The sequence below is a fragment of the Clostridium sp. MF28 genome, from assembly GCF_002969175.1.
GTDB classification, from domain to species: domain Bacteria; phylum Bacillota; class Clostridia; order Clostridiales; family Clostridiaceae; genus Clostridium; species Clostridium beijerinckii.
Genome location: NZ_CP014331.1, coordinates 4248985 through 4267214 on the forward strand (window position 1 = coordinate 4248985; position 18230 = coordinate 4267214).

14 protein-coding genes are annotated in these 18230 nt (G+C 29.1%); 11 read left to right on the forward strand and 3 right to left on the reverse strand.

Going from position 1 to position 18230, the window contains the following annotated elements; genetic code table 11:
* Window positions 1-33: 33 nt before the first annotated feature.
* The gene (locus tag AXY43_RS18660; protein ID WP_105411955.1) at window positions 34-669 is read right to left on the reverse strand and encodes a flavodoxin family protein; all 636 of its coding nucleotides are present in this window, start codon (window positions 667-669) and stop codon (window positions 34-36) included.
* A gap of 387 nt (window positions 670-1056) precedes the next feature.
* Here AXY43_RS18660 and AXY43_RS18665 point away from each other — a divergent pair, with 387 nt between their 5' ends.
* The 8 genes from AXY43_RS18665 to AXY43_RS18695 all read left to right on the forward strand — a co-directional run bounded on the left by AXY43_RS18665 (window position 1057) and on the right by AXY43_RS18695 (window position 11794).
* Window positions 1057-1635, forward strand: a complete 579-nt coding sequence (locus AXY43_RS18665; protein WP_011968085.1) for a TetR/AcrR family transcriptional regulator — start codon at window positions 1057-1059, stop codon at window positions 1633-1635.
* Between the two features lie 509 nt (window positions 1636-2144).
* Complete coding sequence (locus tag AXY43_RS18670; protein WP_172462699.1) at window positions 2145-3266, forward strand: IS4 family transposase; 1122 nt, start codon at window positions 2145-2147, stop codon at window positions 3264-3266.
* Window positions 3267-3601: 335 nt separating this feature from the next.
* Complete coding sequence (locus tag AXY43_RS18675; protein ID WP_039772571.1) at window positions 3602-4111, forward strand: QueT transporter family protein; 510 nt, start codon at window positions 3602-3604, stop codon at window positions 4109-4111.
* Between the two features lie 364 nt (window positions 4112-4475).
* Complete coding sequence (locus AXY43_RS18680; protein WP_105411957.1) at window positions 4476-5690, forward strand: hypothetical protein; 1215 nt, start codon at window positions 4476-4478, stop codon at window positions 5688-5690.
* A 290-nt stretch (window positions 5691-5980) separates the two neighbouring features.
* Complete coding sequence (gene fliB / locus AXY43_RS18685) at window positions 5981-7114, forward strand: flagellin lysine-N-methylase (protein ID WP_039772575.1); 1134 nt, start codon at window positions 5981-5983, stop codon at window positions 7112-7114.
* 333 nt (window positions 7115-7447) lie between these two features.
* Window positions 7448-9715, forward strand: a complete 2268-nt coding sequence (locus tag AXY43_RS18690; RefSeq protein ID WP_279220043.1) for a histidine kinase N-terminal 7TM domain-containing protein — start codon at window positions 7448-7450, stop codon at window positions 9713-9715.
* A 41-nt stretch (window positions 9716-9756) separates the two neighbouring features.
* Window positions 9757-9876 (forward strand): hypothetical protein, encoded by a 120-nt coding sequence (locus AXY43_RS28535; RefSeq protein WP_279220090.1) that lies wholly within the window; start codon window positions 9757-9759, stop codon window positions 9874-9876.
* Between the two features lie 223 nt (window positions 9877-10099).
* Window positions 10100-11794 (forward strand): WD40/YVTN/BNR-like repeat-containing protein, encoded by a 1695-nt coding sequence (locus AXY43_RS18695; protein WP_105411958.1) that lies wholly within the window; start codon window positions 10100-10102, stop codon window positions 11792-11794.
* A gap of 245 nt (window positions 11795-12039) precedes the next feature.
* Here AXY43_RS18695 and deoC read toward each other — a convergent pair whose 3' ends face one another.
* Window positions 12040-12744 carry a deoxyribose-phosphate aldolase gene (gene deoC / locus AXY43_RS18700; RefSeq protein ID WP_023976693.1) on the reverse strand — a complete coding sequence of 235 codons (705 nt, stop codon included), beginning with the start codon at window positions 12742-12744 and terminating at the stop codon, window positions 12040-12042.
* A gap of 250 nt (window positions 12745-12994) precedes the next feature.
* Between deoC and AXY43_RS18705 the strand changes: the two genes are divergently transcribed.
* On the forward strand, window positions 12995-13888 hold the full coding sequence (locus tag AXY43_RS18705) for a MurR/RpiR family transcriptional regulator (protein WP_236886722.1): 894 nt from the start codon (window positions 12995-12997) through the stop codon (window positions 13886-13888).
* Window positions 13889-14075: 187 nt separating this feature from the next.
* On the opposite strand, the gene AXY43_RS18710 is transcribed toward AXY43_RS18705, so the two are convergent.
* A complete protein-coding gene (locus tag AXY43_RS18710) occupies window positions 14076-14540 on the reverse strand; it encodes a GreA/GreB family elongation factor (protein WP_011968094.1) in 465 nt (154 codons plus the stop codon).
* A gap of 305 nt (window positions 14541-14845) precedes the next feature.
* Between AXY43_RS18710 and AXY43_RS18715 the strand changes: the two genes are divergently transcribed.
* Window positions 14846-16984 carry a PTS transporter subunit IIABC gene (locus AXY43_RS18715; protein WP_023976692.1) on the forward strand — a complete coding sequence of 713 codons (2139 nt, stop codon included), beginning with the start codon at window positions 14846-14848 and terminating at the stop codon, window positions 16982-16984.
* A gap of 25 nt (window positions 16985-17009) precedes the next feature.
* A complete protein-coding gene (locus AXY43_RS18720) occupies window positions 17010-17846 on the forward strand; it encodes a PRD domain-containing protein (protein ID WP_011968096.1) in 837 nt (278 codons plus the stop codon).
* The last annotated feature ends 384 nt before the right edge of the window (window positions 17847-18230 follow it).

Below are 18230 nucleotides of genomic sequence, written 5' to 3' on the forward strand. Positions count from 1 at the left end.
TACAATTATATGAGGGTTAGATTCGATAAAAGTTTATCGAATAAAATTAGTAAAAATCTTTTCTTCTCTTTCAGGAGTTTTTATAACTCCTTGACCATTTTCGATAAGCTTCATAAGCCAGGCCATGTTCTTGCCTAGGATTCTCATAATTTGTTGTCCTTCTTCATCTTGCATTACTTCACCTGGGGCTCTTCCGTTAATTACATTCCAATAGTTTGAAGTAGGTATAATCATTTCAGAATGATTAATATAATTGTTCAATTGATCGAAGGTTGGAATTCCACCTGCACGTCTTACTGCGACTACTGCAATGCCTACTTTAAGTCTTAACATACTATCAGTAGCTTCGGCTACACGAAAAGCCCTATCTAAAAATGATTTCATTGTTCCGGCAATTGCTGAATAGTGTACTGGTGACCCTAAGATTATGCCATCAGCATCTTTCATTTTTTCAATCCACTCGTTAACTGGATCGGTAGCAATGGCACATTTACCATTTTTATTTCTTGTGCAATATCCGCAAGCAATGCAACCTCTTATAGACTTGTTCCCCACATGAATTATTTCTGTTTCTATTCCTTCCTTTTCTAGTTCATCAGTAACTAATTTTATTCCATGATAAGTATTACCTTCTTTATTTGGACTTCCGTTAAATGCTACAACTTTCATTTATTTTTCCTCCTAATAATACATATAATTTGATGAAATTTATAAGATCTATTACTTATTTGTTTTTAATTGAATATTAATAAATATTATTCCCGCCATATATCTTAAAAATTCTTAATAAAATAATAAGGCATTTGATAAAACTGAACGTTTAGTTTATAAATATATATTATACTAAACGTTCAGTATTGTAAATAGTTTTTTGAAGAAATAAAAAAATTATTTTTAAGTCTATTAAAAAGGCATAAGAGGTATAATATCACTAACAATTAAGTCAAATGTTTAAAAGAGATAAATTAGAATTGATAAGTATAATATATATAGTATAATAGACGTATAGTTTACTAAGTATAGGCTATAAGTTAATTACAATGGAGGTAACTACATATGGAGAAAAAGTTAGGACGCCCTCGTAGCGAGAAAACTAAAAATGCAATTCTTTCCGCTGCCTATGATTTATTGCTTGAAAGTGGTTTTGGATCTGTTACAATTGAAAAGATTGCTGAGAAAGCTGGAGTTAGTAAAGCTACTATTTATAAATGGTGGTCCAATAAGGCAGCTGTTGTTATGGATGCTTTTTTTGACGCAGCTGTTGTGAGACTCCCAGTTCCGGATACAGGATCAACTATGGATGATATAATAATTCAAGTAAATAACTTAGCAAATTTTCTAACTAGTCGCGAGGGGAAGGTAATTAATGAGATAATAGCAGAAGGACAATCTGATCAAAAATTAGCTGAAACATACCGAACAGTATATTTTAAGCCTCGTAGACTTGATTCAAGATATATTCTAGAACGTGGTATTTCGAGGGGAGAACTAAAAGAGGATTTAGATATAGAATTAGTTATGGATTTAGTTTTTGGTCCATTATTTTATAGATTATTAATAACAGGTGATATAGTAGATGAGAATTTTATAAGGAATATGGTCACTTGCGCTTTTAATGGCATAACTAAAAGTTAATATTGACGTTAATTTAATTAAGAAAATTTTAATGATGCAGAAATTATTGATACTTTAGTCGGAGATGTTATGTTTCTTACTAAAATCATAGAAATATAACATATAGATTTTATTGAAAGTTCATATTAATTTACTTAGAATAAATCTAATAAATTAATATAGAATATATAGTGGAAAGCTAATGCATAGCTTGTGGTAAGTTCATCTATTTGATATAATCATAAGAGTAAAAAATAACATATAGTCAGTTCGAAAGCCTCCTGACTTAAAATAAAACTACGGTTAAATAATTAATAATAATAAAGATTAAATTAATTTGTGTTAATGGAATCTTTTATTTTTGTTGAGTATATTTATCGTAGGATTTTTCCTGCGATTTTTTTATTCTCTAGGAAATTATCATATGTGTTGATTAACCAAAAAATAGAAGTGAAAATATATAAAAAATGAGGTCATTCTGTAGTAATATTAAAGTGCGAACCAAAATAATACTTAAGGAGAATGCCCTCATGAAAAATACTACCACTATATTTGATATATTTCAAACATTTTTAAGTGAAAAGGAAGTTGAAAAATTTAGTAAAATTTTAGAATATGTTGATACTGCAAGAAAATTCACATTATATGATTTAATAAAATTCTTTATTGCAGCAGCTACGAATGAATATAAGAGTTATAGGGATGGCGTTGAGCATATGGAATCAGTAGGGCTAACACCAGTTGATTATTCAACTATTTCTAAAAAAGCCTCTAAGGTAGATTACAAAATTTCTAAAACTTTATTTGAGATTATTGTTTCTAAATGTAATCGTAGAATGCGAAGAATTCTAAATTTGCCAAAACAATTAATAGCAATTGATTCAACTACCGTGACCGTAGGTGAAAACCGTCTTAAATGGGCAAAATTTAATGGGAAGAAATCTGGAATAAAACTTCATATATCTTTAAATATTAATGACTTTACACCACAAAAAGTTATTGAAACTATTGCTAAAAAGCATGATGGACCGATAGGTGAAGGTTTAATAGATGTACACTCTATTTTAGTTGAAGATAGGGCTTATGAAAATCATGAGAGATTTGATATGTTTAAAGAAATAAAACAATCTTTTGTTATAAGAATAAAAAATAATACAATACTTTCAAAACCAAAGAAATTGAGAAGTTTAGGAGTAGTAGAAAATTCTTCTGTAATTCGAGATGTTACATGTTATTTAGGAAAAGAGACTAAAAAAACTCAAAATAGATTTAGAGTAGTTGAATTTACTGATTATTATGGTAAATCAGTAAAAGTGTGCACTGACCTAATGAACATTACTCCAGAAAAAATAGCAGAAATATACAAGGAACGTTGGAAAATTGAAACCTTCTTTAAATTTATAAAACAAAACTTGAATGTAAAAAGAATATTTGGAACAACTGAAAATGCTGTCTATAATCAACTTTTCATATCATTGATAGCTTATGTTTTGCTTCAATTTACTTATGTTGAAACGACTAAAAATTTAAAATATGTTAAATTATCACTAATTCAATTTGTAAGAAAATTGCTTAAAAAAAGTCTTAAGGTCGAAGTCTATATATCTATTAACTTATTTTTGAAAAATATCAAAAATAAGTTAATAATTTAAAGTAAAAATTTGGTTAATCAACACTTGTGGGAAATTATATTGTTGGATAATCTGTGGATAACTTATAAGAAAGGCTGATTTAGAAGGTTGGCTTTTAAAAGAGAATAAAAAAGAAAATATATTCGCCTGCCAGATTTTTCTCACATGCGTTCGAAAAGGCAGATGCGTAAAAAAATCTCCGGCTCCACAGTCGCCTGCGATTTTGTTCTTTTCTAGGAATCTATATTGAAGCAAAATTTGTGGAGATTTTGTTCTTTGAGAGTACGGAAATTATGGGGAAGGTTGATTAAGCAGGTTACCTTTAAAAATATCATTAGTAAAATGGAGGAGTTTATATGAATAATAATAATACAGTGAAAAGGCTAGTTAAAACAGCTATCATAGCCGCACTTTACGCAGTTATAACACTTGTTCTGGCACCAATAAGCTATGGTCCTATACAATTTAGAGTCTCAGAGATAATGGTACTATTAGCATTTTTTGATCCGTTTTATATTGTAGGTCTTACTCTTGGATGTTTTATTGCAAATATTCTTGGACCTAATGGTTTAGCAGATATAATATTTGGTACTGTAGCAACATTTATTAGTGTTTATGCTGTCTCAATTACGAAAAAGTTTGTAAAGAATAAGAAAACATCATTAATAATAGCATCGCTTTGGCCTACTATTTTTAATGGAGTAATAATTGGATGGATGCTTAACTATATTTATCAATTTCCACTTGTACTATCAATTGGGGAAGTTGCAATTGGCGAGTTTGTTGTTGTTACAATAGTTGGTGTACCAATTGTTAGGCTTTTACAAAATAAATATCGCAGTTTTCCTTTATTTTGTAAGAATTAAGAATTAATACTTTTTGCAAAATAGTATATATCAAAAGATATTGCAGTAGAGTTTTTATTGCAATATCTTTTTTTACAAACAGTAATTTTGAAAACGAACTACTAAAACAAATAGCATAGATATTAGAGAAGATAAATAAAAGTAAAAGCACTTTATTAATAATAACAAAAAGTCAATAATAAACATAAATATAGCATATGTAGAATATTTATGAATAGTAATTTAAATGGATTTATAGATTAATCTGTACTGCTATATATGAATTATTGGAGAAATTATAATTAATTTTCAAGTTTGACATGAATATCCCTCTACTCTATAATTTAGTTACACAATTTTTAAAAACAAGGAAGCGAAAATTACTATGATAAGTGTTATCGAAACTGCAATTATAACTATAATAATATCATTTATATCTGGATTACTGTTAGAGTATTATAAAAATCTGGCTCCTAAAATATTATGCAATATAGGAGAAGGTGTACCACTAGAATTAAACAACAAAAAAATATGTGCATATGTTCTTACGGTAAGAAACATATCAAATAAAACAATTCATAAGTTAACCTTAAATATACAAGGGTTACAAAATGATTTGAAAATTGGAGATGCTCAAATAACGAAAGGTTTGAAATTTGATTCTTCAATAGAAGATAACATTTTAGATATATATATACCTTTCTTAAGTAAAGATGATGAATTTTCAGCTACATTGTATGTGGAAAGTAAGTATGGAGAATATAAAAAGCCTGTTGTAACAATTAGATCACCTGAAAATTTTAAAGAGATACAATCAATTGAGCAAGGAGGAATAATATCCTCATTACTTAACATGCCTAAAAATATAAAGAATTTACTTTGTAATATAACGAAGGATGATAAAGCTTCAACTTCTAATAGAGGGCGCAGATCTACAGTAAATAAAGGACAAACTGCTAAGAAAATAGGTGGTAAAGAAAATAGTACGAGATTTGGTAGAGATAAAAACTCATATAACAATAGAAAGGCGCTAATAGCCATTATATCACTCATTTTGATTATAAGCATTGGAGCATTAGGAGCATTATATTTTCAAGAGATGTCCACTAATGCAAAAACTTCAGATGAAAAAACTGAAGTTCAGAAGCAATCAACGAGTGAATCGCAGTCAGAAGGTGAACAGACTAAGAATGCGAATGAAAAAATACCGACAAATGGAAAAAGTAAAAATTCTCCAGTAAAAGTTTCAGGTAATGAAGCAAATAAAGATTCAGGCGCAAAAACATCACAAAATGGAGATACTGGAACACCAGATGCAAAGACACAAGCAGGTGGAGCATCGGGAAATTCAGATATAAAAACATCAACAGATGCAAATAGCCCAAATAATATAGATACAAAAGCATCAACAAGTGGTGGAACAAATGGAAGCACAAACTTAAAGTCGCCATCAGGAACATCAAGTGAAAATACGGATGCAAAGGCATCAACAAGTGGAACAAATGGGAATATAGATCAGAAAACTTCTACAGATGGAACTACTAAAAATATGGATACAAAGTCATCGACAGGTGGGACAACTGCAAATTCAGGAAATTAATGTGAAATGTACTTTATCAGCAGTTAATAGAACAATAATTATTAAAAAATTAACCTCTTCACTATTATACATGAGGATATAATAGTGAAGGGGATTTTTTATATTATATTTTTAGAGTTTTATTTCATGGTAAAGTAAGAGCATCTTATTTATAAAAGCGTTATATTTAAAGGAAATAGTTTAAAGTGAGAAATAAATATGAATATTTTATATAAACAGTATACTAAGGATAAGGAATTAAACTATAATGGTTAATGTTAAGTTAATATTATAAAAAACTGGAGATATATATGAATAAAATAGATACCTTAAAAATTTCAAACTATGATAAGTTTAAGTGCACAGCTGATAAGTGTAAATTCACATGTTGTGAAGGATGGGATATTAGTGTAGATGACAATACATATGATAATTGGAAAAATGACAAATCTAATAATATTTTAAATAATGTAAAAATAAAAAGATATGAAGGTAAAGATGAGTATTTTATAAATAAGAAAACAAATGAAGCATGTCCGCTTTTAGACAGCCATGGATTATGCAATATAGTAAAAGATCATGGGGAAAATTATTTATCGTTAACATGCCAAATTTTTCCTAGAATAGAGAATATTTTTGAGGATAGAAGAGAGCTTTCATTATCATGTTCCTGTCCAGAAGTATTAGAGGTTATAGGTAGTGAGACTGGCAAAATAAATATGACTTCAGAAAGTCATAATAATTTAGAAAGTAATGCGTTAGAAATTAAAGTTAGAGAAACCATCATAAACATACTGCAGCAAGAAAATTTCTTGCTAGAAAATAAGCTTATTATTAGCTTTCAAATGTTATCGACTATTTTAGAAAATGAGAATTTTGGAGAACATGCCTTATTAAAAGAATTAGAAAAGTATAAGAATAGTAATTATGTAAAAGAGCTTATTGACATGTATAAGGGAATAAAGATAAACACAAATGACTCAGTTGAGGAAGTCAATAATCTATTTTTAGATATCATAGAGAATTACAAGGAAGTTTCTATTTTTAATATTCTTTTAAAAGATATTGCTAATTTCGCGGAAAATGCTAAAATTAAAAAACTTTCATCTAAATGGAATGATTATAAAAGTTTATTTGAACAATATAGCAGCTTTATTGAAAATTGCATTATATCTAAAATTTTTAGCAATTGTATCAGTGATGATATAGAAGAGATGATTATTTCATTTCAAATGATTATATTAGAGTATTTATTGTTAAGGTATTCCTTATTCTTAAAATATTGCATGGAAAATAAAATAGATGAGGAAGACATAAAGAATTACACTGTAGCTTTTTCAAGAATAATAGGTAATAATACTGATGCTATGATAGAATTCATTAGGGATGGTTTTGGAGATGATATTTTAGAGATTGGATATTTGTGTTTTATAACTTTAGTTTAATATTACAAGAAACATAAAAATAAGTATTTCTTATGCTGATATCATTTTTATTTATATATCATATTAGATTTATATTTAATGTGTTTTATAATTAAACTTATAATCACAAAAGTATAAATTAATATAAGATTAAAAGTCGTTACTGAATCTATGAAATTCTGAGAATGGATTATTTTTGGATACATAATAATCCAGTGTAAATTTAGTAACACGTTTATAATGACATATATGCCATAATTTTAGAATTAGGTGGCATTATGTTTTATTTTAAATATAAAATTGTAGAATATTACAAGATATATTTAGTATAATGGAGTGTATGAGGTGATGTTTTTGAAGCTAAACATTTTTTTTTGCTTGATACTATTATTATCTGCGCTAACATTAATGTATATAGGATATTCTTCATGGAAAAGAGATAAATCATATGTTTCAATGTCTTTGATTCCTGTATCAATTTATGCATTAGGATATGGATTTGAAATATTATGTACAAGCATCGAAGGAGTAGAATTCTGGATAAAAATAGAATACTTAGGTATTCCATTTATAGCTGTGTTTTGGTTAATGCTTGCACTTAACTTTACAGGATATAAAGATAAATTTAAAAAGAATACTTTAGCATTACTATATATAATACCTTCAATTACATTTATTCTGAATTGTACGAATGATTTTCATCATCTATTCTATAAAGAACTATATATGAATGATACTGGAGTTTTTCCAATAGCAAAGATAATAGAAGGGCCTTGGTATTGGATACATATTGCTTATACATACATTCTAATGATTGCAGGGTTAGTGTTTTTGGTAGCAGCATATTTAAAATCAGCTGCAATTATTAGAAAACAAATTTTACTTATAATAGTTGCATGGGTAATTCCATGGGGGGCGAATATCATTTATATATTGAAGCTGTTACCATTTACTCTTGATTTATCTCCATTTACGCTTTCTTTTTCGGGAATAATTTATAGTTTTGCTATATTAAAATTCAAATTTTTGGAGCTTACCCCAATAGCGTTAAACAAGGTATTTTCCAGTATGCTAGAAGGTGTTATAATATTGGATTCCGAAAATAATATAGTAAATTTTAATGATTCAGCAAAAAATATTATTTTAGAGTTAAGAGACATAGGTAAAGGAGAGCATAAGATTGATGAAGTATGTAGGAAATATAAAACATTATTAAATGTTATAAAGAATGGTTCCAGCAATGAAAGCTTGATGAGTATAAGTTATGAAGAAAAGCTAAAATATTATAAGATAAATATTAATAATATATCTGAGAATAATGGTAAGATAGTTGGTAAAATACTAATTTTAACAGATATTACTGAGATTGAAGTGCAAAGAAAAAAAGTATATGATAATGCGAAATTTCTTCAAACACTTATTGATGCTATTCCTAATCCTATATATTCTAAGGATGAATTTGGAGTATATAATCATTGCAATGCAGCATTTACAGAATTTTTAGGAATGAGTAAAGAAGAATTTTTGGGAAGTACCGTTTATAATATTTTCGAAAAGGAACTAGCTGAAGTTTATAGTAATTCAGATAAGAATATAATGAGTCAAAAGCAATCCCAAGCCTATGAAGAAAGGCTTACACATAAAGATGGCACATATCATGATGTAATCTTTAATAAATCAGTTGTTGTAAATGAAGATGATAATGTTAAAGGATTAGTTGGCGTTATAATAGACACTACTGAACAAAAAAAGAGCAAAGAAAAGATAAGTAAATTATTAAAATTAAAAGAATCAATGCTAAAAATAGGGTACTCGATTAACGAGATATCTAATATTAATAATTTACTGCAATTAATATTGGACGAAGTCATTAATTGTATAGATAGCAGAAGTTGTGGATCGGTGCTGCTTTTAGATAAAGACAAAAGTTTAAAAATAGCTGTGGCTAAAGGCTATAACTTAGAGGATATTAAAACATTTGAATTAAAGTACGAAGAGCACTTTGCATGGGCTAATGAGAGAAATAATGTAGATACAACAACTATTTTCAATGATATTCATAAAATAGAAAATATAAAAATGCTAGATACGGCAGAGGGAATGAAAATAAAATCTATTATTAGTTCACCTATTATTATAGATGGTGAACTATATGGATTTTTGAATATTGATAGTATCTACAATAATTGTTTTAATGAAGGAGATTTGGAATTAATGGAATACATGAGAAATCAAGTTTCGGTTGCAATTACTAATCATAAACTTCATGAGAGAACTTTATATTTATCTAGATATGATAAATTAACTAATGTATGTAACAGAACGTGGTTTGAACAATTAATTCACAGTGAAATTTATAATGAAGATAAGAATATAGAAGAATTTTTCCTTGTAGTTTTTGACTTAAATGATTTAAAACTTGTTAATGATAACTATGGCCACTTGGCTGGGGACGAATTAATTAAGGAATTTTCAAAAGGCTTAAATGCTTTGGCTGGAGAGGGCGATATTATAGGAAGATTTGGTGGAGATGAATTTGTAGGAATCTTTTTGAATTCAGATTTAGTAAGTTTAACTAATAAGCTTGAAGAACGATTAGAAAGTTTAAAGACTGCCCACTAGTATTTGAAGGAAACAAAATTGTTTGTAGTTATAGCTATGGTATTGCTAACTTCCCAAGAGAAGGAATTGAATTTGATGAATTAATAAAGAGAGCTGATAGACGTATGTATGAGTATAAGCGCAAAGTAAAAAGTAAAAGAGCATTATTAATAGGTGTATAATAAAAATGATCAATGATTTTTAAATGTAAATCATTGGTCATTTTTAATTTTTCTTATGTAGATTAATATGGGAGTGAGTGATAATGACCATAAATCTAAATAATAATTAGATTTTATATGGACCATTTCAGTTGTAAATTAGATATAAAAAGTAGAACAATACAAATAATTGGGAATTTGCTGTATAATTTATATATACTAATAAAAAAGCAAGGAGGTTAAAATGAAAAAATACAGGCAGATTATAAGAAGAATTATATTTTTATCAATGATGTCTAACCCAATATTTGTATTTATATATTGTATTTCGCTTTATGAGTTATATACGCTTTCTAGGTTTGGAAGATTTCATAATAATACTATTATATTGTTTGGATGTATAACATTCATTTTAGTGTGGCTTACATATGTAATAATAAAAAGTGTAAAAAAGCCTATAAGTGTTCCGCAACAGATTATAGAAAAATATAAATTTAATGAAAGCAATATAAAAGTTTTACAAGAAGACGAACTAGAGATAGATTTTCAAGATATAAAGTCATTTAGAATAAATAGGAAATATGCTGTTATAACACTTAGAAACAGAGACATATTAGTTTTAAGTATGATAGATAGAACAGATGAAGAAATAGTCATAATAAAGAAGGGCTTAAATGATGGAAAGATTTTCAAATCAAATTATAAAACTATATGGATCTATATAGCTATGATAGTTATAGCTGCTACAACATTATTTTACGGAGCAAAAATATATAATGATACAATAAGCTATAACGGAAAACTTTCGTGGTTTTTAAGTGATTTAAAAAACAAAAAGACAGTGAAGCTTGAACATAACAATATATATGAAAATGGAATAGAAGGTATTTTCGCAGACATTAATAAAGAAATTCATATGCCAGATAAATTGTATGTTTCAAGTAACTTTAATCTTAATTTTAATTCCGATGGAGCAATTACGTCTTTTGATACATATCTTTATGGAAAAGATAATAAGGGTAAGTTAGAAAGTTATTTAATAAGTTATAATAATGACAAATCAGATAAAATAACAATATATTTAAATGGGTATGCAAATGCTGATTATAATGAAGATAAATTGTTAGAGCCATTGCTAAGTACAATGAAAGCTATCCCACTTAAGAATACAGTGAGCAAATGGAATGAAAATAAATATGGGATTCTTTATTACGGTAACCGAAGTTTTGGATATAATACTGATGGAATTACTTATATTAATCCAGAAGGGAGCACAAAAGCAGCTTCAAAGGCCTCTTCAGAGATAATAGGTTATGCTGTTTCAGTATTCGTACCTGGTAAAGAAAAAATATATACTCCGTATAGATATATTTTAACAGAAGATTTAAATAACATTAAGACGCATACACCTTTAAAAGAAGACAAAGATAAAAGTATTTCTCAAAAATCAAATAATCAGGATGAATTTTATATGTCTGATCAAGTTGGTTATAGGCTAGAAGTGACTGGAGCTGCAGCTGGAAGCAGATCGTACTCTTTGAAGAGCACAATTAATGGTGGAAATACATGGACAATTGTAAATGAAGATCCTTTTGCAGGGAAAACAGGGGTGGCAGCTGGAATAAGTTTTTTGAATGATAAACTTGGTTTTTTATGTTTATCTCATAGTGGTGGCAGTAACGGAGAATTATATCGCACCGAGGATGGCGGTGTATCTTATAAAAAAGTAAGTTTTCCAGAGAGAAAAGTAACACTAGATAATGGGGAAAAATATAATCCTTTTGATTTGCCAGATATGCCTTATGAGCAAGACGGAATCCTTAATGTTTTAATAGGTCAAGGATCTGATGGAGATTATAATGGGGGATGCAAGGCTTTGTATGAATCAAAAGATGAAGGGTTAACATGGCAATATGTAAAAGAAGTTGATAATAAGTGATTTTGAGTTTTTAATTCCAGTAAATCAATTAAAATTGCAGAAGAGTGAGCTTGGTAAAAATAGAGGTAAAAATCCCTATAATTAATGACAACCAGAAATCTAGATAATTTAGTTTTAAAATATAAAATAGGAATGTGATGGATTAATATGTATATAAATTATTCATTACATTCCTATTTTATATATATTTCTATGATGAGTTATAGCTTTAGTTTCAATAATAACCGAGCTATTTATTATTTTCATTATGAAAGACCTAAGACAACAGGAGTAGATTTATATCCTATCCCAATTCTATCAATTCCCATATCAATCAATTTTAGAAAGTGCTCTCTTGTCTTTATGGCACCTGAGGCCTTAATTTTACAGCGATCCTTTGCAGTATCCATTATTATTTTTATGGTTTCAGGGGTAGCACCTTTGCTAGCAAATCCTGTTAGAAAATTAGTTGATGTCTTAATAAAATCAACACCAGCTGAAATAGCGACTTCTGTAGATTTTTTTATTTGATCTAATGTTAGAGCATCAGTTTCAAAAATTGCATTTACAAGAATATCATAATCATGACACACATCAACGACAGCTTTTATATCAGCCTCAACTGAGTGCCACAAATTACTTCGTGTCCAGCCACAATTTGCAACTATATCAAGCTCATCAATTCCTTGCTTGCAGCATTCTTCTGCTTGTAAAATTTTTGAGGATGTTGCTGATGTACCAAAAGGAAAATCACATACAACACATATCCCAGTTTGAGTTTCAGCTGTTAACTCTTTAGCAATATTTATTGAGGATGGATAGACACAAACTGTTTTGCATTTATAATCTACACCTTTTTGAATATACTTTCTAATTTGATCTAAAGTAAATTCTGGCCTTAGCACTGATTGATCAATGTAAGATCCTAATTCCTCTATAGTCATTTCGGCAGCTTTTTTTGTTGGTATCATAATTTTCGATAACACCTATTTAGTATTTAATATTCTAATGTAGTAATTATGCAGTATTGAATATTATTTAGGTATTCCTCCTTTTGAATATATTATAATGTAGTTTTACTACAATGTCAATTGATATAATGTAGTAAAACTATTTACAATATAAGAGAATTATCTTAGAATAGTATTAAAGAAATATTGAATTGGTAGTTTTACTACATTAGTGTAATATATATTTAAGGAAAACTGCAAAACAAAGGATGTGGATGAATTGAACCATACTGAGTCTTACGAATATAAAATAAAAAATATGTATAATTTACTGAGATCATCTGAAAAAAAAGTAGCCGATTATGTATTATTAAACGGGCATTCTGTTTCTACAATGACTTTAGCAGAGCTTTCTCGTCAAGTAGGGGTGAGTGAGCCAACAATTATACGTTTTGTGAAAAGTATAGGTTGTAGTGGATATAGTGAATTTAAGATGGCATTAATGAAAGAGTGGGGAAGGGAATCTGTAGATAAACAGTATGATTCCAAATTACTAGTAGAACTTCATATTGATAGAGATGAAAAAATAGAAGATGTGCCAGTAAAAATGATTGGACTTACTATAAAGGCTTTAGAAGATACTTTAAAAATAATTGATATTGATAAATATAAAAAGGCAATAGAAATGATTAGAAGCTCAAATATCATTGATGTTTACGGTGTGGGGAATTCGGGAAGTGTTGCTAGTGATATTAGAAATAAATTTTTACGTATAGGATTAGAGTGCAGAGCATACTCTGATAGCAATATACAGCAAATCTGTGCAAGTCATCTAACAAGTAATGACCTTGCCATTGGTGTATCCCATTCAGGAAGCACAATAGATACTGTAAATGCTTTAAAAATAGCAAAAGAGTCTGGAGCAAGAACTATTGCATTAACAAATTTTAAAGCACCAGCTATTTCTGAATATGCAGACATAACATTTTTTACTGGTGGTGAAGAAACTACATTTTATAGTGAGACAATGGTTTCACGCATATCTCAGTTAGCTATTGTGGATATGCTTTATATGGGAATTTTGCTAGATGATTATGATTTATATACTAAACGCCTTGAAAAAATTAATCTTTTACTTAAAGAAAAGAATTATACAAAGAAATAGAAAATATAAATTTGCATAACTAGATCAGTAAAAATAGTGCATATAACAAAGAAAAAGCTTCTTTGTTATATGCACTATTTTCTATTATATGATTATATTTTAGCAAAGATTTTGATTAATTACCAATTTAGCTAGGGGATTCAAAATATGCATCATATGAAGATTTAAAACTAATATCTAATAGGTATTATAGTACTTCGAGTATTTCAACTGAATATTTTTCACCTGGAGCATTGACTTCAACAATATCACCAGCTTTATTCCCGGATAATGCTTTACCTAAGTCTGATTCAATACTTATAATCATATTTTCAGGATCGAGATCCATAGTTGTTACTAGTGTTACAACAACCTCATCATCATCTTCGACAAACCTAATTCTAGCTTTGCTATTAATTCCTAGTACTGATTTATCTATACTACCATCATCTATTACCGTTGCAGTTGAAATCATAGTTAATAGATACTGGATTCTATTATCATTTTCTCTATAGTTTCTGCAAGCCTCTTTATATTCAGCATTTTCAGATCTATCTCCGTGAGCAGCAGCTACTAATTTTTCTTTTGCTATTTCAGCTCTTTTAACTGTCATCCTATAATCTAATTCTTCTCTTAACTTTTTTATATTTTCTTCAGTTAGAATATTATTCATAAGAAAGCCGACCTCCTAAAATATATTATGAGAATATTATATAATATATATGAAGAAAAGTTAAATCACTAATACCGTTTATTTTTTTATTAAAATGCCCGCGATAATATTTTATGAAAACATTGACATGCAGTTATAGATATGCTAGAGTGAAAAATATGATATAGTATGTGACTGGTAGGTAGGCATTAACTATACATAAATATTTATTGAAGATGTTTATGTTGGTTAATGTTTTTTTGCACACAAAAGAGATAATAAGGCATTCATAATGTGCAAAAATAATCCTATGAAGGAGAAGAATTATGAAAGACAAAGTTTTTGGCGTTTTGCAACGTGTAGGAAGATCTTTTATGCTTCCAATTGCTATTTTACCAGTAGCAGGTTTATTTTTAGGTATAGGTGAGTCATTCACTAATAAAACAATGCTTGATACGTATGGACTTACAGGTTTAATTGGACCTGGCACATTTGTCAATGCACTTCTTTCAGTAATGAATGATGCAGGAAATATTGTGTTTGAAAATTTGCCTTTAATATTTGCAATAGGGGTTGCAATAGGCATGTCTAAGAAAGAAAGAGAAGTTGCAGCGTTAGCAGCAGGAATTGCATTTCTTATAATGCATGCATCAATTGGTGCCATGATTAAAATTCATGGTGGAACAGAAGCTCTTTTAAGTGGCGCATCAACTGAAGTACTTGGTATAATTTCATTACAAATGGGTGTTTTCGGTGGGATTATCGTAGGGCTTGGTACAGCAGCATTGCATAATAGGTATTATAAAATTGAATTACCACAAGTATTATCGTTTTTTGGTGGAACTAGATTTGTTCCTATTATATGTTCAATTGTCTATTTAATAGTTGGAATTTTAATGTTTTATATTTGGCCTCCAGTTCAAGGTGCTATTTACAAAGTTGGAAATATAGTGCTTGCATCAAGTTATGCAGGAACGTGGGTTTATGGTTTGATGGAACGGCTACTAATACCTTTTGGGCTTCATCACGTATTTTATTTACCATTCTGGCAAACAGCTGTTGGAGGTACAGCTCAAGTAGGAGACAAAGTTATTGAAGGTGCTCAAAATATTTTTTTTGCAGAACTAGGAACGCCAGGAATAACACACTTTAGTGTTTCTGCAACAAGATTTATGTCGGGTAAATTTCCGCTTATGATATTTGGCTTGCCAGGAGCAGCACTAGCAATGTATAAATGTGCTAAGCCAGAAAAGAGAAAAGCAGTAGGTGGATTATTACTATCAGCAGCATTAACGTCAATGCTCACTGGTATAACAGAACCAATTGAATTCACATTTCTATTTGTAGCACCAGTATTATATGGAATTCACTGTGTGCTTGCTGGACTTGCTTATATGTTAATGCATATGTTAGGCGTTGGCGTAGGTATGACCTTCTCAGGTGGATTTATTGATTTATTCTTATTTGGTATTTTACAAGGAAATGCTAAAACAAGCTGGATACTGATTGTTATTGTAGGAATCGTATATTTTGTAGTATACTATTTATTATTCACCTTCTTAATTAAGAAGCTTGATTTAAAGACTCCAGGTCGTGAAGATTCTGGTGAAGTTAAGCTTTATACTAGAAGTGATTTAGAAGCAAAGAAAAATGATCAAAATGAAAACGCAGACGAACTTTCGGCCATGATATGCAGAGGTCTCGGAGGAAAGAACAATATTTCTGATGTTGATTGCTGTGTAACTAGATTGCGTTGTACTGTACATAACTCTGAATTGGTGAATCAAGGTTTGTTAAAACAAACTGGAGCATCGGGGATATTTCATAAAGGCGTAGGCGTCCAAATAATGTATGGGCCAAGAGTAACTGTTATAAAATCAAATTTAGAAGATTACTTAGTTACAGCACCAGATAAAGAAGATACTGGTTATGCAATAATAAAAAAAGAATCAGAGAAAGACACTGAAAAAGGTATTGAAAAAAAGGTTCAAGGAAAAGTTATAAGTACAGTGATTTTAAATAGTCCATTGACAGGTGAAGCAAAAGATTTATCAGAAGTACCAGATGAAGTATTTGCGAGCAGGATAATGGGAGATGGAGCTGTGGTTGTCCCAAGTGATGGAAATGTTATAGCTCCGGCAGATGGAGTAATAAGTTTTGTATTCCCATCAAAACATGCATTGGGATTAACAACAACTGATGGACTTGAATTACTTATTCATATAGGAATAGATACAGTAAAGCTTGATAAAAAAGCCTTTGAAACTTATGTGGAAGAGGGAGATAAAGTACAAGCTGGAGATAAAATATTAAGCTTTGACTTAGAATTTATAAAAAATAATGCACCATCTATTGCATCACCATGCATATGCACTGCATTGAATAGCAATCAAAAGGTGCGTCTATTAAAAACTGGAGATATAAAAGCCGGAGAAGCTTTAATTGCAGTTGATGCATTTGAATAATATATAAGGGATGAGGAGGCATAAAATGTTTAGAGTGATAAAAGCACTAAATCATAATGGTGTACTCGCTATAAATATGGATAACTATAAAGAGTATATCTTGCTCGGAAAAGGTATAGGTTTTGGTAAAAAGGTCAATGAACGTATTGAAGCTCCAGAAAATGCACATATATATCTCTTGCAGCAAGAAACTGAAAGAGGATTGACTAAGGAGATAATAAACAATATAGAGCCTCAGATTTTAGAAATTGCGAATAATATTATTATGGAAGCAGAAAAGAAATTTCATGAAGTAGACGAGAACATTTTATGCCCACTTGCAGATCATATTGCATTTGCAGTAAAAAGAATAAGAGATAATGAACAAATTAGTAATCCATTAACACAAGACATCAAAGCTTTATTTCCAGAAGAATATGAAGTTGCATGTAAAGGAAAAGATATTATCAAAGAGATAGAAGGCATTGAAATAAATGAAGATGAGATTGGCTATATAGCACTTCATATTCATTCAAGCCTAGGAAATGAAAAAGTATCACAAGCAATGCAAGTAGCAATGTTAGTTAGATCATGTATTACATCCATTGAAGAGAGTACAGGAAAGACAATAGATATCGAATCATTATCCTATAATCGTCTTATGAACCACATTAAATATATGGCGGCAAGAATGTTAAAAGGAGAAACGATAAAGCTTGATATGAATGATTATATTAGTGAAAGATTTCCAAAATCATTTGAAATTGCTGAAGACATATGTATGAAACTAGGTAAGGAATTGAAGAAAAAAATAAAATCAGTTGAGATAGGATACCTTGCGATGCACATTGAAAGAGTATTCTCAGATGAGTTAGAGGATTAGAATATATATAATATAATTTTAATGGAATTATAAAAATTTAAGGTTGCGTTTTATTGAAACTAGAGCTCCACGATAATTTATCGCGGGGCTTATTTTATTCTTTAGGAATTTATATTCTAGCGCCTGCGATTTTTTTATTTTGGGGAAAATTATAATGAAATCTGAGAACAATTTTTAAAGGTATTAGAAATACATAGTCTACGAAGCAGATTTTACATTTCTATAAAAATCAAAATAAAAAAATTATGGATATTTATGTCTTAGAATGAGAATTTTAAAGGGAGATAAAGATGTTACAAATTGTAATGGATACAAGAATAAGATATAATAAAGCCAATATATCGTTGCAAATAAATTAATGTTAAGTTAAGTTTTAATAAAATA